At 69.2% G+C, this 19,818-nt stretch carries 17 protein-coding genes; 8 read left to right on the top strand and 9 right to left on the bottom strand.

Annotation, left to right across the window (positions count from 1 at the left end; translation table 11 throughout):
• Positions 1-19: 19 nt before the first annotated feature.
• The 4 genes from EZ242_RS08445 to EZ242_RS08460 all read left to right on the top strand — a co-directional run bounded on the left by EZ242_RS08445 (position 20) and on the right by EZ242_RS08460 (position 4,036).
• A complete protein-coding gene (locus EZ242_RS08445) occupies positions 20-469 on the top strand; it encodes a tripartite tricarboxylate transporter TctB family protein (protein ID WP_420821244.1) in 450 nt (149 codons plus the stop codon).
• Between the two features lie 13 nt (positions 470-482).
• Entirely contained in the window at positions 483-1,997 is a 1,515-nt protein-coding gene (locus EZ242_RS08450; RefSeq protein ID WP_135284695.1) for a tripartite tricarboxylate transporter permease, read from the top strand.
• A gap of 231 nt (positions 1,998-2,228) precedes the next feature.
• Positions 2,229-3,140, top strand: a complete 912-nt coding sequence (locus EZ242_RS08455; RefSeq protein WP_135284696.1) for a DMT family transporter — start codon at positions 2,229-2,231, stop codon at positions 3,138-3,140.
• A 98-nt stretch (positions 3,141-3,238) separates the two neighbouring features.
• A complete protein-coding gene (locus EZ242_RS08460; protein WP_135284697.1) occupies positions 3,239-4,036 on the top strand; it encodes an SDR family oxidoreductase in 798 nt (265 codons plus the stop codon).
• Positions 4,037-4,057: 21 nt separating this feature from the next.
• On the opposite strand, the gene EZ242_RS08465 is transcribed toward EZ242_RS08460, so the two are convergent.
• Together EZ242_RS08465 and EZ242_RS08470 are read right to left on the bottom strand one after the other, a co-directional pair.
• Entirely contained in the window at positions 4,058-5,272 is a 1,215-nt protein-coding gene (locus EZ242_RS08465) for an ABC transporter substrate-binding protein (protein WP_135284698.1), read from the bottom strand.
• A 104-nt stretch (positions 5,273-5,376) separates the two neighbouring features.
• Positions 5,377-6,291: a DMT family transporter gene (locus tag EZ242_RS08470; RefSeq protein ID WP_135284699.1), complete on the bottom strand. Its 915-nt coding sequence runs from the start codon at positions 6,289-6,291 to the stop codon at positions 5,377-5,379.
• 89 nt (positions 6,292-6,380) lie between these two features.
• Here EZ242_RS08470 and EZ242_RS08475 point away from each other — a divergent pair, with 89 nt between their 5' ends.
• Complete coding sequence (locus EZ242_RS08475) at positions 6,381-7,364, top strand: quinone oxidoreductase family protein (RefSeq protein WP_135284700.1); 984 nt, start codon at positions 6,381-6,383, stop codon at positions 7,362-7,364.
• A 132-nt stretch (positions 7,365-7,496) separates the two neighbouring features.
• Positions 7,497-7,871, top strand: a complete 375-nt coding sequence (locus EZ242_RS08480) for a response regulator (RefSeq protein WP_135284701.1) — start codon at positions 7,497-7,499, stop codon at positions 7,869-7,871.
• On the opposite strand, the gene EZ242_RS08485 is transcribed toward EZ242_RS08480, so the two are convergent.
• The 4 genes from EZ242_RS08485 to EZ242_RS08500 all read right to left on the bottom strand — a co-directional run bounded on the left by EZ242_RS08485 (position 7,856) and on the right by EZ242_RS08500 (position 14,154).
• Entirely contained in the window at positions 7,856-9,556 is a 1,701-nt protein-coding gene (locus EZ242_RS08485) for a Na/Pi cotransporter family protein (protein ID WP_135284702.1), read from the bottom strand. The genes EZ242_RS08480 and EZ242_RS08485 overlap by 16 nt on opposite strands.
• An 82-nt stretch (positions 9,557-9,638) precedes the next feature.
• Complete coding sequence (gene lspA, locus EZ242_RS08490) at positions 9,639-10,151, bottom strand: signal peptidase II (protein WP_135284703.1); 513 nt, start codon at positions 10,149-10,151, stop codon at positions 9,639-9,641.
• Positions 10,151-13,027 carry an isoleucine--tRNA ligase gene (gene ileS / locus EZ242_RS08495; RefSeq protein WP_135284704.1) on the bottom strand — a complete coding sequence of 959 codons (2,877 nt, stop codon included), beginning with the start codon at positions 13,025-13,027 and terminating at the stop codon, positions 10,151-10,153. The genes lspA and ileS overlap by 1 nt, the downstream gene beginning before the upstream one ends.
• Positions 13,028-13,155: 128 nt before the next feature.
• The gene (locus EZ242_RS08500) at positions 13,156-14,154 is read right to left on the bottom strand and encodes a bifunctional riboflavin kinase/FAD synthetase (RefSeq protein WP_135284705.1); all 999 of its coding nucleotides are present in this window, start codon (positions 14,152-14,154) and stop codon (positions 13,156-13,158) included.
• Positions 14,155-14,285: 131 nt separating this feature from the next.
• Between EZ242_RS08500 and EZ242_RS08505 the strand changes: the two genes are divergently transcribed.
• Positions 14,286-14,843 carry an HNH endonuclease gene (locus tag EZ242_RS08505; protein WP_135284706.1) on the top strand — a complete coding sequence of 186 codons (558 nt, stop codon included), beginning with the start codon at positions 14,286-14,288 and terminating at the stop codon, positions 14,841-14,843.
• Positions 14,844-14,900: 57 nt separating this feature from the next.
• Positions 14,901-16,022, top strand: a complete 1,122-nt coding sequence (locus tag EZ242_RS08510) for a cupin-like domain-containing protein (RefSeq protein WP_167784695.1) — start codon at positions 14,901-14,903, stop codon at positions 16,020-16,022.
• A 21-nt stretch (positions 16,023-16,043) separates the two neighbouring features.
• Here the strand turns inward: EZ242_RS08510 and EZ242_RS08515 are convergent, their stop codons facing one another.
• From EZ242_RS08515 to EZ242_RS08525, 3 genes are all read right to left on the bottom strand, one after another.
• Positions 16,044-17,423 carry an alpha/beta fold hydrolase gene (locus EZ242_RS08515; RefSeq protein WP_135284708.1) on the bottom strand — a complete coding sequence of 460 codons (1,380 nt, stop codon included), beginning with the start codon at positions 17,421-17,423 and terminating at the stop codon, positions 16,044-16,046.
• A 61-nt stretch (positions 17,424-17,484) separates the two neighbouring features.
• Entirely contained in the window at positions 17,485-18,597 is a 1,113-nt protein-coding gene (locus EZ242_RS08520; RefSeq protein WP_135284709.1) for an acyl-CoA dehydrogenase family protein, read from the bottom strand.
• Positions 18,598-18,607: 10 nt separating this feature from the next.
• Entirely contained in the window at positions 18,608-19,789 is a 1,182-nt protein-coding gene (locus tag EZ242_RS08525) for an acyl-CoA dehydrogenase family protein (RefSeq protein WP_135284710.1), read from the bottom strand.
• Positions 19,790-19,818 lie beyond the last annotated feature (29 nt).

Below are 19,818 nucleotides of genomic sequence, written 5' to 3' on the forward strand. Positions count from 1 at the left end.
GGACTTCGTCGCGGGACTCATGTTCACCGTGGTGGGCGTGGCTTTCGCGTGGGGTGCCACGAACTACAACATCGGCGAAGGCGCCCGCATGGGCCCCGGCTACTTCCCGCTCCTGGTGGGAACACTGCTGGCCATCCTGGGCCTGATCGTGGCCTTCGAGGGACTGGTCGTCGAGACCGAGGACGGCGGCAAGATCGGCGCCATCGCCTGGAAGCCCCTGTTCTTCATCATCGCGGGCAACGTGGTGTTCGGCATCGCGCTCGGGGGCTTGCCGGCCATCGGCGTGCCGGCCATGGGCCTGATCGTCGGCATCTACGCGCTGACCATCGTCGCGGCCATGGCCGGCGACGAGTTCAAGTGGAAGGAAGTGCTGATCCTGGGAACCATCCTGGCCATCGGCAGCTACTTCGCCTTCGTCTACATGCTGAACCTGCAATTCCCGGTTTGGCCCAGCTTCATCGTGCGCTGAGGAACCCGAGACCATGGACCTGTTTGCCAACCTTGCCCTCGGCTTCGGCGTCGCGTTCACGCCGATCAACCTGCTCTACGCCTTCATCGGCTGCCTGCTGGGCACGCTGATCGGCGTGCTGCCCGGCGTCGGCCCCGTGGCCACCATCGCCATGCTGCTGCCGGCCACCTACGCCCTGCCCCCGGTGTCGGCGCTGATCATGCTGGCCGGCATCTATTACGGCGCGCAGTACGGCGGATCGACCACCGCCATCCTGGTGAACCTGCCCGGCGAGGCATCGTCGGTGGTGACCATCATCGAGGGCTACCAGATGGCCCGGCAGGGACGGGCCGGACCGGCGCTCGCTTCCGCCGGCCTGGGCTCCTTCTTCGCCGGCTGCGTGGGCACCCTGATCCTGGCCGGCTTCGCCGCCCCGCTGACCGAGGTGGCGTTCAAGTTCGGGCCAGCCGAATACTTCTCGCTCATGATCCTGGGCCTGGTCGGCGCCGTGGTGCTGGCCTCGGGCTCGCTGCTCAAGGCCATCGGCATGATCCTGCTGGGCCTGCTGATCGGCCTGATCGGCACCGACGTGAACTCGGGCGTGGCGCGCTACTCCTTCGACATTCCCGAGCTGACCGACGGCATCGGCTTCATCGTGATCGCCATGGGCGTGTTCGGCTACGGCGAGATCATCATGAACCTGTCCAAGCACGAGAGCGAGCGCGAGGTCTTCACCGACCGCGTCTCGGGCCTCATGCCCACGGCAGCCGACTTCAAGCACATGCTGCCTGCCGTGCTGCGCGGCACCGCCATCGGCTCCGGCCTGGGCATCCTGCCCGGTGGCGGCGCGCTGCTCTCGGCCTTCGCCTCCTACACCATCGAGAAGAAGGTCAAGCTCAAGGCCGGAGAGATCCCGTTCGGCAAGGGCAACATCCGCGGCGTGGCCGGTCCCGAGTCGGCCAACAACGCCGGTTCGCAGACCTCCTTCATCCCGCTGCTGACGCTGGGCATCCCGCCCAACGCCGTGATGGCGCTGATGGTGGGTGCCATGACCATCCACAACATCCAGCCGGGCCCGCAGGTGATGACCAGCAACCCCGAGCTGTTCTGGGGCCTGATCGCCTCCATGTGGATCGGCAACGCCATGCTGATCATCCTGAACCTGCCGCTGATCGGCCTGTGGATCAAGCTGCTGACCATCCCCTACCGCTGGCTGTTCCCGTCCATCGTGCTGTTCTGCGCCATCGGCGTCTACTCCACGAACAACAACACCTGGGACGTGTGGATGGTGGCCATCTTCGGCGTCATCGGCTACGCCTTCATCAAGCTGGGTGCCGAGCCTGCGCCGCTGCTGCTCGGCCTGATCCTCGGCCCAATGATGGAGGAGAACCTGCGCCGCGCCCTGCTGCTCTCCCGTGGCGACTGGAGCGTGATGGTCACGCGCCCGATCTCGGCGACGCTGCTGGGCCTGGCCGCGCTGATGGTGATCATCGTGGCGCTGCCCTCGGTCAAGCGCAAGCGCCAGGAAGCGTTCCAGGAAGAGGACTGAGCCTCGTCCTGACTTCGTGAAAGCGGCGCCTTCGGGCGCCGTTTTTCATTGGCGACCCGGGCGCCGCGCAGGTTGCGGCGGCAGGCGGGGGCGCTGACGCTTCAGTCACGCCGGCGGGAATGCCGGCAACCTGCGTGAGACGGTGGACAATCGCGCTCGCCTCATGAGCCTCTTATTCTTTCGTCCTTCCTTGCCCGGCACCGGCCTGCCCCGAAGCACCGCGGAGCCTGCGTGCGCGCGGTGAGCGTCGCGGCACCGCGCGCAGGCGATCTCGGCGCCGGCCTGTTGCTCGCCGCCGTCGGCGCCACCGCCTTCAGCGGCAAGGCCATCATCGTCAAGCTCGCCTACCGGCACGGCGTCGATGCGGTCACGCTCATCATGTACCGCATGCTCTTCGCGCTGCCCATCTTCGCGGCCATGGCCTGGTGGGCCGGGCGCGGCAAGCCGGCGCTCACCGGGCGCGACTGGCTGGGCGTCACCGGCCTGGGCGTGACCGGCTATTACCTCGCGAGCTTCCTGGACTTCGTCGGGCTGCAGTACATCGGCGCCGCGCTCGAGCGGCTGATCCTCTACCTCAACCCCACGCTGGTGCTGTTCCTGGGCTGGCTCATGTACCGGCGGCCCGTCACCCGGGTGCACGTGGCCGGCATGGCCCTGAGCTACGCGGGCGTGCTGCTGGTCTTCGGCCAGGAGGTCGGGCTGCTGGGACCGCAGGCGGCCTGGGGCACGGCGCTGGTCTTCGCGAGTGCCGTGAGCTATGCCTTCTATCTCACCTACAGCGGCCAGCTGGTGCAGCGCCTGGGATCGCTGCGACTGGTGGGCCTGGCGACCTCGGTGGCCTGCCTGTGCTGCGTGCTGCAGTTCCTGCTGCTGCGGCCCATCGAGGCGGCGTGGGTCGCGCCGCCGGTGATCTGGCTGTCGGTGCTGAACGCGACCTTGTGCACGGCCGTGCCGGTGCTGCTGGTGATGATGGCCATCGAGCGCATCGGCTCGTCGATGACGGCCCAGGCCGGCATGGTCGGGCCGCTGTCGACCATCTTCATGGGCGTGTGGATCCTCGGCGAGCCGTTCACGCCCTGGATGGCCGCCGGGACCGTGCTGGTGCTGGCCGGCATCTACGTGTTCAGCCGCAGCAAGGCCTGAAAGGGCGCACGTCCGGGCGGCCCGTTCCGCGCGCCTATAGTCGCAGGCTTTGCGGGGCGACGCGCCCCGCGTCTTTCATCGTCGAGGAGAAACGTTCCATGGATCTGGGAATCAAGGGCCGCTGGGCTTTGGTGTGCGGGGCCAGCAAGGGCCTGGGGCTGGGCTGCGCCAAGGCGCTGGCGCGCGAGGGCGTGAACGTGGTCATGGTGGCGCGCGGCGCGCAGGTGCTGGACGCGGCAGCGCAGGCGCTGCGCGCCGACGCGGCGCTGCCTGCGGGCACGCAGGTGCTGGCCGTCGCCGCCGACATCACCACGCCGGCGGGTCGGACCACGGCGCTCGCAGCGCACGCGCACTACGACATCGTGGTGACCAACGCGGGCGGCCCGCCGCCGGGGGACTTCCGCCAGTGGGACCGCGAAGCCTGGCTGGCCGCGGTGGATGCCAACATGCTCACGCCCATCGAGCTGATCAAGGCCACCGTGGATGGCATGGCCGAGCGCGGTTTCGGCCGCATCGTGAACATCACCTCCAGCGCGGTGAAGGCGCCCATCGACATCCTGGGCCTGTCCAACGGCGCCCGCAGCGGCCTGACCGGTTTCGTGGCCGGCGCGGCGCGTTCGGCCAAGCTGGCCTCGGCCAACGTGACCATCAACAACCTGCTGCCCGGCGCCTTCGACACCGACCGCCTGCGAACCACCTTCGAGGGCGCGGTGAAGAAGACCGGCCAGACCATGGACGCCGTGATGCAGGCGCGCATGAAGTCCATCCCGGCCGGCCGCTTCGGCCAGCCCGACGAGTTCGGCGCCGCCTGCGCGTTCCTGTGCAGCGCGCAGGCCGGCTACGTGACCGGCCAGAACTTCCTGGTGGACGGCGGGGCCTATCCGGGCACCTTCTGAGCTTGCGCGCCCGGAAGCCGCCTACTTCTTGCGCTGCACGAAGAGGTTGCGCCGGGCGTCCTCCGGGTAGGCGAAGGTGATGGCGCCGTCCTTGACCTGGCCCATGACCATCATGGTGGGCACGATCGCGTCCTTCTCCTGCGGGCTGAAGGGCCGCTCGTAGGTGGCGACCACGCCGTAGTAGGTGCGCTGCATGTTCTCCAGGGCCGCCTTCAGGCGGGGGCCGCTCAGGTCGCCATTGCGGATGTTGAACATGGAATACAGCAGGATGTAGGCCGCGTCGTAGGCCTGCGCCGCCGCCATGGGCACGGGGATGCGCCGCACCTTGTACTTGCGCGCGTAGCCGGCCAGGAAGGCGGCGCGGCGCTCGTTGCTCGGCTCGGCGATGAAGGTCTGTGCCATGAGCGCCCCTTCGGCCGCGCGCCCGGCGCCGTCGATGAAGAAGGGGAAGGACAGCGGCCAGCCACCCACGAGCGGCACGTTCCACTTGAGCGCCTGCCGGCTCAGGGCCACGGCGGCGTTTTCCTTGCCGACGGTGTAGGTGAAGATGACGTTGGCACCGGCTTCGCGGGCGGCGCGCAGCTCGCTGGTGAGGTCGGTGGTGCCCAGCGCGAAGTTGGCCTCGTACACCGGCTCCAGCTTGCGCAGCGCCAGCGCCTTCTTCACGTCGGCCCGGCCCGACTGCCCGTAGGGCGTGGTGTCGGCGAAGATGGCCACCTTCGTCCATCCGCGCTTGACCAGGTCGGCCACCACGAAGTCCGACTGGATGCCGTCCCGCGCCGAAGTGCGGAAGACGTAGCTGTCCGCCGGCGGGAATTTGGTGGTCACCGGACTGCCCGCGGCGCAGGGCACGATCAGCGGCATCTGGTTCTGCTGGAACACGTCCAGCGCCGCCATGGCGACGCCCGTGTTGCAAAAGCCGATGGTGGCGAAGACCTTCTCCTGCGCCAGGGCCTTGGCACCGGCCAGGCCCGTGGGCGGGTCGGCTTTGTCGTCCTGGACCACCAGGTCGATGCGCCGGCCCAGGTAGCCGCCCACCGCATTGATCTCGTCCACCGCCATGCGCACGCCATTGAGCATGGGCACGCCGAAATCCGCGGAGGGGCCGGTGAAGGGGCCGATGACCCCCAGCTTCAGGGGAGGGCCGGAAAACACCGGGGCGTTGTCGGGTGCCTGCGCCAGGGCCGTGAGCGAGACCAGCGCAAGGCAGGCCGCCACGAAGCGTTTGCGGTTCATGAGTCCATCCTCCTTTTTGGGGCGGGCTCATCGTAATGGCCGTCTCCGCCCGCGGCAATGCGGGCTTGCGCACATTGCACAGGGCCGCGGTGCGCAGGAGACAGTCAGGACTTGCGCGGCGACGCGATGACGATGCCGCTCACGATCATCGCGAAGGCGATCGCGTGGTAGATGCGCGGCAGCTCGCCGATCAGGCTGGCCGACAGCACCGCGGCGAAGAGCGGCGTGAGGTTGTTGAAGATGCTGGCCATGTTGGGCCCGAGGCGCTGCACGCCCAGGCCCCAGGAGCGATAGGCCAGGATCGACGGGCCGATGACGATGAAGCTCAGGCCCGCCAGCAGGGGCAGCCCCCAGGCGATGGGCGGCGGATCGAGCAGCGTCCATTCGCCTACTGTGAAGAGCGTAGACCAGGCGATCCCCGGCAGGACCTGTGCGAGCAGGAAGGCGGCCCAGTCGCGGCGGATGGCGGGATCGTCCTGGTCCGAGCGGGTGAGAAGCCAGCTGTACCAGGCAAATGCGGCGGTCGCGAGCAGCATGTACAGGTCACCGGGTACGAAGCGCACCTCGGCGAGGTGCGCGAGGTCGCCCCGCGCGAGCACCAGCAGCACGCCGACCATGGACAGTCCCGCGCCCGCGAATTGGCGCCGGCTGACCGGCTGGCCGAAGAACATCGCGCCCAGGGCCAGCATGAAGGCCGGCATGCTGCAGGCCACCAGGGTGACGTTCATGGGCGTGGAGGTCTTGAGCGCCAGGTACTGCAAGGAGTTGTACATGCCCACGCTGAGCAGGCCCAGCAGCAGGTAGCGCCGCCAGCGTATCCACAGGCCGCTGCCCGGCCGCAGCGCCCAGGCTGCCAGGGGCAGCAGGATGAGAAAGGAGATGGCCCAGCGCAGCAGGTTCAGCGTGAGCGGCGGCACCAGCGGGGCGACCATGCGGCCGACGACCGCATTGCCGGCCCACAGCAGCGGCGGCAGCACGAGCAGGAAGATGTTCCGGGCATCGAGGGTGGCGGTCGTCATGGAGGGGGCACTGTAGCCGAGGCCATTGGCCCCCGGCCCGCGAGCCCGGATGAATCGTGGCAGGATGCGCGCCACCACGAGGAGACTGCATGAGCAAGGTCGTACGCATCCACCAGACCGGTGGCCCCGAGCAGATGGTGCTGGAAGACGTCGAAGTCGGCGAACCGGGACCGGGCGAGATCCGCATCCGCCACCACGCCATCGGGCTCAATTACATCGACGTCTATTTCCGCACCGGCTTGTATCCGCAGGCCTTGCCAGGCGGCCTGGGCATGGAAGGCGCCGGCGTCGTCGAGGCGGTGGGCGAGGGCGTGACCCACCTGAAGGCCGGCGACCGTGCGGCCTATGCCAGCCAGCCGCCGGGCGCCTATGCCGAGCGGCGCGTGATGCCGGCGCGCTGCGTGTGCCGGCTGCCCGACGCCATCGATTTCGAGACCGGGGCGGCCATGATGCTCAAGGGCATGACGGCGCAGTACCTGCTGCGTCGCACCCTGCCGCAGGGCGGCCTGCAGCCGGGCGACTTCGTGCTCTGGCATGCGGTGGCCGGCGGCGTGGGGCTGATCGCCGTGCAGTGGGCCAAGGCGCTGGGCCTGCAGCTGATCGGCACGGCCGGCAGCGATGAGAAGTGCGCGCTGGCCCACTCGCTGGGCGCGGCCCACGTCATCAACTACCGGCGCGAGGACTTCCTGGCCCGCGTGCGCGAGATCACCGGCGGCCAGGGCGTGAAGGTGGTGTACGACTCGGTGGGCAAGGACACCTGGGAGAAGTCCCTGGACTGCCTGCGGCCCTTCGGGCTCATGGCGAGCTTCGGCAATGCCTCGGGGCCGGTCCCGCCCTTCGCGCCGGGCATCCTCGGCGCCAAGGGCTCGATCTACGTCACCCGGCAGACCCTGTTCACCCACATCGCCACGCGCGAGGCCACGCAAGCCATGGCCGACGAGCTGTTCGAAGTCGTGGCCAGCGGCAAGGTGAAGATCCGCATCGACCAGCGCTTCGCGCTGGCGGACGTGCGGCAGGCGCACGAAGCGCTGGAATCACGCAAGACCACCGGCTCGACCATCCTGCTGCCCTGATGCGCCCCCCTCCGGCCAGGCGCGCCTCTCACGCGCCGGGCCCGGCGCCGACAGCGGCGGGTTCAAGCTCCTACAGCCGCTTGCTCGCGCCGCTTGCAGGCACATGATCCGCCGTGCCCTACGGTGGTCGGCATGAGCCTTCGCGCCTTCATCGTCGAAGACAGCCTGACCATCCGGGACAACCTCATCGAGACCCTCGAGGAGCTCGCGTCGGTGCAGGCGGTGGGCATTGCCGAGACCGAGCGGGACGGCGCCGAGTGGTTGTGTGGCCACAGCGCGGAATGGGACCTGGCCATCGTCGATCTCTACTTGCGCGAAGGCAACGGCCTGAACATCGTGTCCGCCTGCCGCGAGCGGCGCGACGGGCAGAAGCTCGTGGTGCTGAGCAACCATGCCAGCCGGGACATCCGCCAGCGCTGCGCCCAGCTGGGCGCCGACGCGGTGTTCGACAAGTCCACCGAGATCGACGCGCTGGTGGACTACTGCGTGCGTCAGGCGGCGCGCTGACTGGGCGCGGCCTCCGGCGCCGCTGCGAAGGACGGCTCCGGTGGCGTGGCGGTCGGACGCAGCCGGCTGGGCGCCAGGGCACCGACCGAATCCAGGATGGGGTAGGCGATGGAGCAGATGTGCGAGTTGATCCGCTTCATGTCGCTGATCAGGTCCAGGTGCAGGGAACTCGTCTCGATGCTCTGCACCGTCTGGTCGCGAAGTCGCGCCAGGTGCGCCCCGGCGTAGGCGCGCTCCAGCTCCCGGAAGCGCGCCTTCTCCTCCAGCAGTTTCTGCGCGTCGTGCACCGAGCCGTTGAGGAAGACGCTCATGCCCAGGCGCAGGTTGTCCACCAGGCGCGCATGCAACTCGCGGATCTCGTCCATGCCGGCGGTCGAGAAGCTGCGGCCATGCCGGATCTTGCGGTCCTCCACGTCGATCAGCACGCGCTCGATGATGTCGCCGATCTGCTCCATGTTGATGGTGAAGCTGATGATGTCGGTCCAGCGGCGGCTCTCCGACTCCCCCAGGGCCTCGCGCGAGATCTTGGTGAGGTAGTACTTGATGGCCGAGTAGAGCTGGTCCACCGTGTCGTCCAGCTTGCGCAGCTCGCCGGCCAGGCGCAGGTCGTTGGTCTCGATGACCCGGAGCATGCCGTGCATCATGGTCTCGACCACGTCGGCCTGGTGCAGGGCCTCGCGCGCGGCGCATGAGATCGCCAGCGACGGTGTGGCCAGCGCGGAGGGGTCCAGGTGGTCGGGGCGGCCGGTCAGCAGGCTGGGGTCGGGCTTGGGCATGAGCGCGTGCAGCCGCCGCGCGAGCGGGCCGGTCAACCCCATGAACAGGACCAGCAGCATGGCGTTGAAGGCGAGGTGGAAGAACACCACTGCGCCGGCGGTGCCGGTGATCGGCGCCGCATGCTGCACCCAGGGGCCGATCAGCAGGACGGCCAGCAGGGCGCCCGCGAACTTGAACACGAGGTTGCCGATGGGCACCTGCCGCACCGCCAGGGCCGAACGCGCCGTGACCATCACGGCCAGCAGGCCGCTGCCGATGTTGGCGCCCAGCGTCAGGCCCAGCGCCACGTCCAGCGGGAGCGCGCCGGAAGCCGCCAGGGTGGCCGCGAGGAGCACGATGGCCAGGCTGGAGTAGGCCGCGATGGCCAGCACCGCGCCCACGGCGATCTCCAGCAGGATGTCGCTGGCCAGCGAGGACAGCAGCGTGCGCACGGTGGGCGACGCCGCCATGATGGCCGTGGACTCGGCCACCAGGCGCAGCGCCAGCAGCATCAGCCCCAGGCCGATCAGCACGCGCCCGAAGCGGCCCGCCTGCGAGTCCTGGCGGGACATGAACAGCACCACGCCGACGAAGATGAACAGGGGCGAAAGCCAGGACAGGTCCTGCGCGAACAGCACGGCCACCAGGCTGCTGCCCAGGTCGGCGCCCAGCATCACGGCGAGCGCGACGGGCAGTGCGACCAGCCCCTGGCCGACGAAGGACGAGACGATGAGGGCCGTGGCGGTGCTGGACTGCACCAGCGCGGTCACGCCCAGGCCGGCCAGGGCCGCCGTGGGGCGCGAGGACATGCTGCCGGCCAGCACGGCGCGCAGGTTGGCGCCGAAGACGCGCAGGATTCCGGTTCGGACCAGGTAGGTGCCCCAGACCAGCAGGGCAATTGCCGCCAGCAGGTTCAGCAGATGCTTCATGTTTAAAGCATCATACGCCCGCGCTGAGCTCGCGTGGAACCCAACACGCTGCGGGACAACCCGCAGCCGTGGCGTGCACCCCTCAGCGCGCGCGCCGCACGCGCAGAAGTTCGTCGAGGATGAGGCCGACCGCGCCGGCGGTGATCGCCGCGTCGGCGATGTTGAAGGCCGGGAAGTACCAGCCGCCGTAGTGCAGCTGCAGGAAGTCCACCACGTAGCCGTGCATCAGGCGATCCACCACGTTGCCGATGGCGCCGCCCAGCAGGCACGCGAGGCTGAAGGCAAAGAGGCGCTGGCCGGCGTGCGAGCGCAGCAGCCAGACGATGAACAGCGCCGCGGCGATGCCCAGGGCGGTGAAGAACCAGCGCTGCCAGCCCGACGCCGAGGCCAGGAAGGAGAAGGCGGCGCCGGTGTTGTGCACCCGCACGATGTTGAAGAAGGAGGTGATGTAGGTCGCATCACCCAGGCGGTAGGCGCCCAGGATGAGGGCCTTGGTGAGCTGGTCCAGGATGAGGATCAGCAGCGCCAAAGCCAGCCAGGGCATCATGCCGGAGGCCGCACCGCCGCGGCCGAGGGAAGCGGACTTGCCGGCCATCACGCGTGCTGCCGGACTTCGCCGGCCCCGAAGAGGTTGCTCACGCAGCGGCCGCAGAGGCTCGGGTGGGCCGCGTCGCTGCCGACGTCGGCGCGCCAGTGCCAGCAGCGCTCGCACTTGGCATCGGGCGAGGGCCGCGCCTGCACCGACAGCGACTCGGCCTGGCGCAGCGCCACGCCGGAGCTGATGAAGACGAACTTGAGGTCCTCGCCCAGGCTGGCGAGCAGGGCGTGGTCCTCGGGTGCGACGGCGAGGGTGAGCAGCGCCTGAAGGGACGAGCCCACCTCGCCTTTCTCACGCAGGGCCTCGACTTCCTTGTTGGCGAGGTCGCGGATCTCGCGGATGCGGCTCCAGCGCGCCAGCAGCGCCGCATCGGGCGCGCCGATCTCGGCATAGGTCTCGAAGAAGATGGAGTCCGACTTGCCGAACAGCTTCCAGGCCTCTTCGGCCGTGAAGCTCAGGAAGGGCGCCATCCAGCGCAGCATGGCATGCGTGATGTTCCACAGCGCCGTCTGCGCGCTGCGGCGCGCATGCGACTTGGGCGCGGTGGTGTAGAGCCGGTCCTTGAGCACGTCCAGGTAGAAGGCGCCCAGGTCTTCCGAGCAGTACACCTGCAGCTTGGCCACCACGGGGTGGAACTCGTAGGCCTCGTAGTGGGCCAGCACCTCGGCCTGGAACTGCGCCGCGCGGCTCATCGCGTAGCGGTCGATCTCCAGCAGCTCGGACGCAGGCACCGCGTCGCGCGCCGGGTCGAAATCGCTCACATTGGCCAGCAGGAAGCGCAGGGTGTTGCGGATGCGGCGGTAGGCATCGACCACGCGCGCCAGGATCTTGTCGTCGCCGGCGATGTCGCCCGAGTAGTCGGAGGCGGCCACCCACAGGCGGATGATCTCCGCGCCCAGCTTCTTGCTGGTCTCCTGCGGATCGACCCCGTTGCCCAGGGACTTGCTCATCTTGCGGCCCTGGCTGTCCACCGTGAAGCCGTGGGTGAGCAGGCCCCGATAGGGCGCGCGGCCGTACATGGCGCAGGCCGTGAGCAGCGAGGAATGGAACCAGCCGCGGTGCTGGTCGTGGCCTTCCAGGTACAGGTCGGCCTCCGGGCCGTTCTCGTGGCCGGCGCCCGCGTGCGAGCCCTTGAGCACCGTGGTGTGCGTGGTGCCGGAGTCGAACCAGACCTCCAGGATGTCCGTGCTCTTGGTGTAGTGCGGCGCGTCGCCCGCGGCGCCCACGCGGGCGAGGATCTCCTCGGCGCCGGCCTTGCTCCAGGCCTCGATGCCGCCGGCCTCGACCATGTCGGCGGCGACGTCCAGGATGTCCATGGTGCGCGGGTGCAGCTCGCCCGAATCCTTGTGCAGGAAGAAGGGCAGCGGAACGCCCCAGCTGCGCTGGCGCGAGATGCACCAGTCGGGCCGGCCCGCGATCATGTCCCGCAGGCGCGCCTTGCCGTTCTCGGGGTAGAAGCGCGTCTCTTCGATGGCGGCCAGCGCCATCTGGCGCAGGGTCTGCGGCGCCTTGTCGCGGGTGAACACGCCTTCGCCCTCGTCCATGCGGATGAACCACTGGGCCGCAGCGCGGTAGATGACGGGCGTCTTGTGGCGCCAGCAGTTCGGGTAGCTGTGCGTGATGCCCTCGGTCGCGAAGAGGCGTCCCGCCTCGCGCAGCGCCTCGATGATGACCGGCACCGCCTTCCAGATGTTCTGGCCGCCGAAGAGGGCGAAGTCCGGCGCGTAGCTGCCGTTGCCCTGCACGGGGTTGAGGATCTGGTCGTAGGCGAGGCCGTGCGCCACGCAGCTGTTGAAGTCGTCCAGGCCGTAGGCGGGCGAGGAGTGGACGATGCCGGTGCCGTCCTCGGCGGTGGCGTAGTCGGCCAGGTACACCGGCGACAGGCGCCGGTAGTCCGGATGCACCTCATGGAGCGGATGACGGAAGTTCAGCCCTTCGAGCTTCTGCCCGGGGGCGGTGGCCAGCACCCGGCCCTCCAGGCCGTAGCGGGCCAGGCACTTCTCGACCAGCGACTCGGCCAGGACCAGGCGGCCGCGGGGTGTTTCCACCAGGGCGTAGACGATCTCCGGATTGAGGTTCAGCGCCTGGTTGGCCGGGATGGTCCAGGCGGTGGTGGTCCAGATGACCGCGAAGCTGGACGCGCCTGCGGCTTGCGAATCGGGCAGGCCGAAGGCACGCAGCAGCGCGGCTTCGTCGTCGGCCTGGAAGCCCACGTCCAGGGTCTGCGACTTCTTGTCCGCGTACTCGATCTCGAACTCCGCCAGCGAGGAGCCGCAGTCGAAGCACCAGTACACCGGCTTGAGCCCGCGATAGACGAAGCCGCGCTCGATCACCCGCTTGAAGGCGCGGATCTCGTCGGCCTCGTTGACCGGGTCCATGGTGCGGTAGGGATGGTCCCAGTCACCCAGCACGCCCAGGCGCTTGAAGTCGGCCATCTGCAGGGCGATCTGCTCGGTGGCGAAGGCGCGGCTCTTGGCCTGCATCTCGTCGCGGGGCAGGTTGCGCCCGTGCTTCTTTTCGATGGCGTTCTCGATCGGCAGGCCGTGGCAGTCCCAGCCGGGGATGTAGGCCGCGTCCAGGCCCTTGAGCTGGCGCGACTTGACGATCATGTCCTTGAGGATCTTGTTGACCGCGTGCCCCATGTGGATCTGCCCGTTGGCATAGGGCGGGCCGTCATGCAGCACGAACTTCTCCTGGCCGCAGCGCGCCTCGCGCAGGCGCTTGTAGAGGCCCTGGTCCTCCCATTCGGCCACCCAGCCGGGCTCGCGCCGGGGCAGGTCGCCCCGCATGGGGAACGGGGTGTCGGGCAGGTTCAGCGTGGACCGGTAGTCGGTCTTGGCGTCTGGCTTGGGATCGGTCTTGGAATCGGACATGGCACGGCCTTCGGGGGCTTCGACAAGCTCAGCCCGGACATGCGTTGGGCGCGAGAGGGGCGGGCAAGGATCGGTGCGGCCGTTCGCCCTGAGCCTGTCGAGGGCGGCGAACGGAGAGCGTCCCAGGCCTAAATTCGGTCGCGGGTGGTCTGCCGGCGGGTGGCGGCGAAGAAGGCGCGTGCTTCCTCGCAGTCGCGCGCAATGCCGGCCTTGAGCTGGTCGAGGCCGGCGTACTTCAGCTCGTCGTGCAGTTTGTGCAGCAGATCCACGCGGATGATTTTACCGTAGGCCCCCTCGGCGCCCAGGTGCGCGGGCCAGTCCAGGCAGAAGGTCTCCAGCAGCACGCGGCCGCCGTTGATGTCCTCGGGGTCGATGGACGGCCGGATGCCGAGGTTGGCCACGCCCTCCAGGGGCCCGTCGGAGAGGCCATGCACATGCACCGCGAAGATGCCGCTGGCCGCCGGCTTCCAGTGGGAAAAGCGCAGGTTGAGGGTGCGAAAGCCGAGCTCGCGCCCGAGCTTGCGGCCATGGACCACGTGTCCGCTGATGCTGTACGGACGCCCCAGCAGCGCGGCCGCGCCGTCCATGTCACCGCGCGCGAGCGCCTCGCGCACCGCCGAGCTGGACACGCGCAGCTTGTGCACCTCGTAGCTGTTCATGCGCGCGACGTCGAAGCCCCCGGCGGCACCGGCGGCGTCCAGCATGGCGTAGTCGCCCGCGCGGCGCGAACCGAAACGAAAGTCGTCGCCCACGAGGACGTAGCGCGCGCCCAGGCCCTGCACCAGCACCTGCTCGATGAAGGCCCCGGGCGACTGGCTGGACAGGCGCGCGTCGAAGGGCAGCACCACGCACTGGTCCACGCCGCAGGCGGCCAGCTCGGCCAGCTTGTCGCGCAGGGTGGCGATGCGCGCCGGCGCGAGCTCGGGCTTGCGCAGGGCCGCGGCGAAGTAGTCGCGCGGATGCGGCTCGAAGGTCAGCACGCAGCTCGGGACGCCGCGATGCCGGGCCTCGTTGTTCAAGAGCGCCAGCATGGCCTGGTGGCCCCGGTGCACGCCGTCGAAGTTGCCGATGGTCAGCGCGCAGGCCGGCGCGATGCCCGGATGGTGGAAGCCGCGGAAGATCTGCATCGGCGCTGGTATCTTTTTGATAGCGCTCGCGCCCGGCCCCAGAGGGCCCGCGCAAGCTCGGTGTCGTTGAATCGGGTTATATTGTCTGCCGAACCCGTCCGGTCGCTCCCCCGTTTGGAAGGAGGCGTTGTTTGAAGGTCTTGAAGTTGTCCGCGCAGGGACTCCCGCAGTCCTGGATTTCGCTGGAACAGGCCGTGCTGCATTACGCAGCCGACGAAGTGCGCTGGGAAGTCGGCGCCCAGATCGCCGTGTTCCGCGGCGGACACAACGCGGTCTCCGGCGAGCAGTCCATCATCGCGGTGAGCAGCATCATCGGCACCAAAGGCGTGCCGAACATCAACCCCTTCGACCTGCGCCCCGGCCTCACCAACAGCAAGCTCTTCGCCCGCGACCGCAACATCTGCGCCTACTGCGGCGTGCGCCATGAGGACAGCTTCCTCACCCGCGAGCACATCATCCCGTTCGCGCAGAACGGGCGCGACCACTGGATGAACGTGGTGACGGCCTGCCGCGCCTGCAACCATCGCAAGAGCAACCGCACGCCCGAGCAGGCCCGCATGCCGCTGCTCTACACGCCCTACGTGCCCAGCCTCTGGGAGGATTTCATCCTTCGCAATCGGCGCATCCTGGCCGACCAGATGGAGTTCCTGATGGCGCATCTGCCGAAGTCCTCGCGGCTGCATTCCTGATCGGGTGCCGACGAGCCGTCCGGGGAACCGGGCGGCATGCCCTCACAATGCCGAGCCATGAGTAGCAGCCCCAACACGCTCAGCGCCCGGACGCTGAGTTCCTACAAGACCCTGCAGGACTGCCCCCGACCGCCGCAGGCAGCCGCGGCCGAGGCGGCGCCCCCGTCCGCGGGGCGGCCCCTCGATGCCGGCTGGCGGCAGTGGATCGTCGAGAACCGCCTGCGCCATTGCACCCCCGCATCCATGGTGGCGACCATGGCTTCGGGGGGGGTCGATCCGCGCGAGGCGGCGGTGGCCATCGCGCAGATGGAGAGCGATCCGGGCTACCTCGCCGCGTTGAAGATGCGCGAATTGCGCGACAAGCTGGCCTCGACCATGGCCAACCTGCAGCGGCTGTGGGAGCAGGCGCCCGACTACGCGCACGTGGAAAAGCGCAGCCGCGTCTCGCGCGAGGAGTTCATCGAGCGTTACGTCCGCGGCTGCCGCCCGGTGGTGCTGACCGATGTCACGCACGACTGGCCGGCCATGGCGCGCTGGAGCCCGCAGGACCTGAAGGAACGCTTCGGCCACCTCACGGTGGAGATCCAGGCCGAGCGCAACGCCAACCAGCGCTACGAGGTGGACAAGCTGGCGCACCGCCGGCAGGTGCGCCTCGCCGACTTCGTGGACCGGGTGCTGCAGGCCGGCCACTCCAACGACGAGTACCTCACCGCCAACAACGAACTGCTGCGGCGGCCGGAGTTCGCGCCCCTGCTGGACGACATCGGCTCCTTGCCGCCGGTGTGCGACCGCGCCACGCTGGGCGAGCGGTCGTCCTTCTGGTGCGGACCGGGCGGGACGGTCACGCCGCTGCACCACGACACGCTGATGCTGTTCCACACCCAGGTGGTCGGCCGCAAGCGCTGGCGCTTCATCTCGCCCCTGCAGACGCCGCGCCTGTACAACCACTACCAGGTCTTCAGCGACGTGAACCTCGACGCCGTGGACCTGCAGCGCCACCCGGAGTTCGCGGGTGTCACGGTGCTGGACGTGGTGGTCGAGCCCGGCGAGACCATGTTCCTGCCGCTGGGGTGGTGGCACCAGGTGTCCTCGCTGGACCTGAGCCTGTCCTTCTCCTACTCCAACCTGGACGTGCCGAACACGTACACCTACGTGAACCCGAACATCACCAACTGGTGATGCCCGGCGTTCACAGCTTCTTCAGTAGGTCAACTCCAGCACCGTTACGTGCCCCTGTGCGGCGGGCCAGGGGCGGCCGACCACGCGCTCGCCGTTGAACTCGGCGACCACCGGCCGCTGCGCGGCTTCGGCGAGCTTCAGCTTCGCGCTCGCGACGCCAGCACCGGGCGGCACGCCCTGTGGCGGCTTGCCGTCCAGGCTCATGCGGTCGCGCGCCGGGTCGAGGTAGCCGCGCGGACGGCTCATCGTCACCAGGGCGGCGGCGTCGCGGTCGGCCTGGGCGATGCGTTCGGGCCGCAGGTGCACGACCTCGCTGCCGCGCGGGAAGGGGCTGCGGTAGATGTGGGTGGTGGCGTAGCCGGGCGCCGAGACCACGAATTCGTAGGGCGTGGCCGGGTCGGCGGTGAAGGGTCCCCAGCGCCCATCGGCGCCGACGGTCTGCTGCCAGGCCGTGGCGCGCCGCTCGCCGGTCTGCGGGTCCACGGCGTGAATGGCCACCTGCGCCCCGGCGACGGGCAGGTTGTTGCTGAAGTCGCCCGAGCGCGGATCGTTCGAGGCGACGCCCGAGCCGAAGATGCGGCCGGACAGCTGCGGCCGCGCCTCGGGCTCGATGCGCGCGGTGGCGGGCGAGCGGCCGGTGATGAAGCGCCAGGTGGCATCGAAGGCGGCGGGGGAGAACGAGGTTTCGCGGTGGTCGATGCGCGGGATCACCACGTTGGTGGCGCCCTTGAGCGCCGGCCCGTCGGTGTCCACCCCCGTGGGCTTGCCGGCCAGCCCCACCCAGCGACCTTCGGGCTGCGCGAACTTGTCGTTGTTGTCCGAGCGGATGGTCATCCACTTCACCGGGCCGGTGACCTCGTCGCCGGCCAGGTTCTTGGGCGCGTTCAGCGCGGTGAGGAAGGGCCCGGTGCCGGAGAACTCGCTGCCCTCGTTGTAGCCCTTGATGGCATAGACGCCGTGGTTGGGCGTGCCACCCAGGATCGCGTGGCTGACCACGGCCGCGCCGCCGCCGTTCTGGATGTAGTTGCGGATGGCATTGCCCCCGCGCGAGTTGCCCACCAGGACCACCTGCGAGGCGCCGCTGGCCGCGAGCGCCTTCTCCACTTCGGCCTTGAGGGCGGCCATGTGTTCGGCCGTGGAGGTGCGTCCCGGCTGCGGCTTTGCGTCGTCGCTGCGCGCGAGCGGGTAGGGCACGTCGATGGCGTGCAGGCGATCCCGCGGCCAGCCATTGGATTCGAACCGCCAGAGCGTGGTCTGCCAGAGCGCGGCGCTGTCGCCGTTGCCGTGCACGAAGACGATGGGCGGGAACTGCGGCGACTGCGACGGGGTCGCGCAGGCCGCGAGCAGGGCCAGGGCGGGCAGGGCGGCCAGCAGGCCGCGGCGGGTCAGGTGGTGGGTCATGTGCGGACGTTGAAGCGCCGGCTGGAAGCCGGCGCGAAGAGGAAGGAAAGCGAGGAGCGCTTCAGGCGAAAACGCCGGCCGTGTCCTGCATGCGCGAGGACACTTCGCCCAGGTGGTGCAGCGTGTCGCCGAAGGTGAGCTCCATCTGCGTGAGCTTCTTGAAGTAGTGGCTGCCGATGTACTCGTCCGTCACGCCGATGCCGCCGTGCAGCTGCACCGAGTTCTGGCCGACGAAGCGCATGGCCACGTTGAGCTGGTACTTGGCGCGGGCCATGGCGCGCCGGCGCTCCTCGGCCGGGGCGTTGAGCTTCAGGCTCGCGTAATAGCTCATGGAGCGGGCCAGCTCCTGCTGCATCTTCATGTCGGCCATGCGGTGGCGCAGGGCCTGGAAGCTGGCAATGGGCACGCCGAACTGCTTGCGGGTGTTCATGTAGTCGGCCGTGAGCGCCATGGTCTTGTCGATCACGCCCACGGCTTCGGCGCACAGCGCGGCGATGCCGATGTCCACCGCGTGCTCCAGGGCGGGCAGGCCGTCCTGGGCCACCAGCGTGGCGGGCGCCTTGTCGAACTTCACTTCGGCCGCGCGGCTGCCGTCCTGGGTGACGTAGCCGCTGGCATGCACGCCGCCGCCCTGCTCGACGAGGAAGAGGGCGAGGCGACCCTGCGCCATCGCGGGCACGAGGAAGGCATCGGCCTCGTCACCGGCGGGCACCAGGCTCTTGGTGCCGCTCAACTGCCAGGCGCCGCCGCTCTCGGTGGCTTGCGTCTCGGACACGTCCAGCCGCCAGCGGGCGCGACGCTCCTGGTGGGCCAGCACCACCAGCGCGTCACCCGATGCGATGCGGGGCAGCCAGGCGTCCTGCAGGTCCTGCGGCGCGTAGGCGCCGAGGACGCCACTGGCGATCAGGGTCTGGCCCAGCGGCTCCAGCACCATGCCGCGTCCCAGTTCCTCCATGACCACCATGGCCTCGACCGGGCCCATGCCCATGCCGCCCTGGTCTTCGGGCACGTACAGGCCCGCCAGGCCCAGCTCGGCGAGTTCGCCGTAGGTCGTGCGGTCGAAGCCGCCCGCCTTCACCGCGGCTCGGCGCCGCTCGAAGGTGTAGCTGCGGTCCACCCAGCGGCGCACCGCGTCGCGCAGTTGTTCCTGGTCGTCGGAAAAATCGAAATCCATCTCGTGCTCCTCAGCCAAGAACGGTTTGCGCCACGATGTTCCGCTGCACCTCGTTGGAGCCGCCGTAGATCGTGGTCTTGCGCATGTTGAAGTAGGTGGCCGCCAGCGGTGCGAGGGCGACGGCGCCGCCCGGGAAGTCGCCCTGCCAGCCGGCTTCCATGGCTTCCTGGATGAAGGGCAGCGAGAAGGCGCCGCCGGCCAGCATCATGAGTTCGGTGTAGCGCTGCTGGATCTCGCTGCCGCGGATCTTGAGCAGGCCGGCGATGTCCAGCGAGTTCTTGCCCGACTTCTCGGCCGAGAGCACGCGCAGCACGAGCATCTCCAGGGCCACCACGTCCACTTCCAGCTTGGCGATCTCGTCGCGAAAGCGCATGTCCTCCCACACGCCCTCGGCCTTGGCGATGCGCTTGACGCGCTCCAGTTCGCGCTTGGCGCGGTTGACGTCGGCGATGTTGGTGCGCTCGTGCGAGAGCAGGTGCTTGGCGTAGGTCCAGCCCTTGTTCTCCTCGCCGACCAGGTTCTCGGCGGGCACCTCCACGTTGTCGAAGAAGACCTCGTTCACCTCGTGGCCGCCGTCCAGCATGATGATCGGCCGCACCTCGATGCCGGGCGACTTCATGTCGATCAGCAGGAAGGAGATGCCGGTCTGCGGCTTGCCCGAGGTGTCGGTGCGCACCAGGCAGAAGATCCAGTCGCCGTACTGGCCCAGGGTGGTCCAGGTCTTCTGGCCGTTGACGATGTACTTGTCGCCACGCCGCTCGGCGCGGGTCTTGACCGAGGCCAGGTCCGATCCCGCGCCGGGCTCCGAGTAGCCCTGGCTCCACCACACCTCGCCGGAGGCGATGCCCGGCAGGAAGCGCTTGTGCTGCTCGGGCGAGCCGAAGGCCATGATGACCGGGGCCACCATCACCGGCCCGAAGGGCACGATGCGCGGCGCGCCGGCCAGGGCGGTCTCTTCCTCGAACAGGTGCTTCTGCACCGCGTTCCAGCCGGGACCGCCGAACTGCTGGGGCCAGCCGTAGCCCAGCCAGCCCTTCTTGCCGAGGATCTTCGCCCAGCGCTGCATGTCCTCGCGCGTGAGGTGAAGGCTGTTGTGAACCTTGTGCGCGATGTCCTGCGGCAGGTTCTCGCGAACCCAGGCGCGGATTTCCTCGCGGAACTGCTGCTCTTCGGGGGTGAATGCCAAATCCATTGCGTCGGTCTCCAGGCCAGCCGGGTTTC

This window comes from Ramlibacter rhizophilus (genome assembly GCF_004681965.1).
Taxonomy (GTDB): domain Bacteria; phylum Pseudomonadota; class Gammaproteobacteria; order Burkholderiales; family Burkholderiaceae_C; genus Ramlibacter; species Ramlibacter rhizophilus.

Excerpts from the sequence above, each read along its gene's own strand:
- EZ242_RS08445 (WP_420821244.1), top strand. The coding sequence starts at position 20 with ATGTTCACCGTGGTGGGCGTGGCTTTCGCGTGGGGTGCCACGAACTAC.
- EZ242_RS08450 (WP_135284695.1), top strand. The coding sequence starts at position 483 with ATGGACCTGTTTGCCAACCTTGCCCTCGGCTTCGGCGTCGCGTTCACG.
- EZ242_RS08460 (WP_135284697.1), top strand. The coding sequence starts at position 3,239 with ATGGATCTGGGAATCAAGGGCCGCTGGGCTTTGGTGTGCGGGGCCAGC.
- EZ242_RS08465 (WP_135284698.1), bottom strand. The coding sequence starts at position 5,272 with ATGAACCGCAAACGCTTCGTGGCGGCCTGCCTTGCGCTGGTCTCGCTC.
- EZ242_RS08470 (WP_135284699.1), bottom strand. The coding sequence starts at position 6,291 with ATGACGACCGCCACCCTCGATGCCCGGAACATCTTCCTGCTCGTGCTG.
- EZ242_RS08475 (WP_135284700.1), top strand. The coding sequence starts at position 6,381 with ATGAGCAAGGTCGTACGCATCCACCAGACCGGTGGCCCCGAGCAGATG.
- EZ242_RS08480 (WP_135284701.1), top strand. The coding sequence starts at position 7,497 with ATGAGCCTTCGCGCCTTCATCGTCGAAGACAGCCTGACCATCCGGGAC.
- EZ242_RS08485 (WP_135284702.1), bottom strand. The coding sequence starts at position 9,556 with ATGAAGCATCTGCTGAACCTGCTGGCGGCAATTGCCCTGCTGGTCTGG.
- lspA (WP_135284703.1), bottom strand. The coding sequence starts at position 10,151 with ATGGCCGGCAAGTCCGCTTCCCTCGGCCGCGGCGGTGCGGCCTCCGGC.
- ileS (WP_135284704.1), bottom strand. The coding sequence starts at position 13,027 with ATGTCCGATTCCAAGACCGATCCCAAGCCAGACGCCAAGACCGACTAC.
- EZ242_RS08500 (WP_135284705.1), bottom strand. The coding sequence starts at position 14,154 with ATGCAGATCTTCCGCGGCTTCCACCATCCGGGCATCGCGCCGGCCTGC.
- EZ242_RS08510 (WP_167784695.1), top strand. The coding sequence starts at position 14,901 with ATGAGTAGCAGCCCCAACACGCTCAGCGCCCGGACGCTGAGTTCCTAC.
- EZ242_RS08515 (WP_135284708.1), bottom strand. The coding sequence starts at position 17,423 with ATGACCCACCACCTGACCCGCCGCGGCCTGCTGGCCGCCCTGCCCGCC.
- EZ242_RS08520 (WP_135284709.1), bottom strand. The coding sequence starts at position 18,597 with ATGGATTTCGATTTTTCCGACGACCAGGAACAACTGCGCGACGCGGTG.
- EZ242_RS08525 (WP_135284710.1), bottom strand. The coding sequence starts at position 19,789 with ATGGATTTGGCATTCACCCCCGAAGAGCAGCAGTTCCGCGAGGAAATC.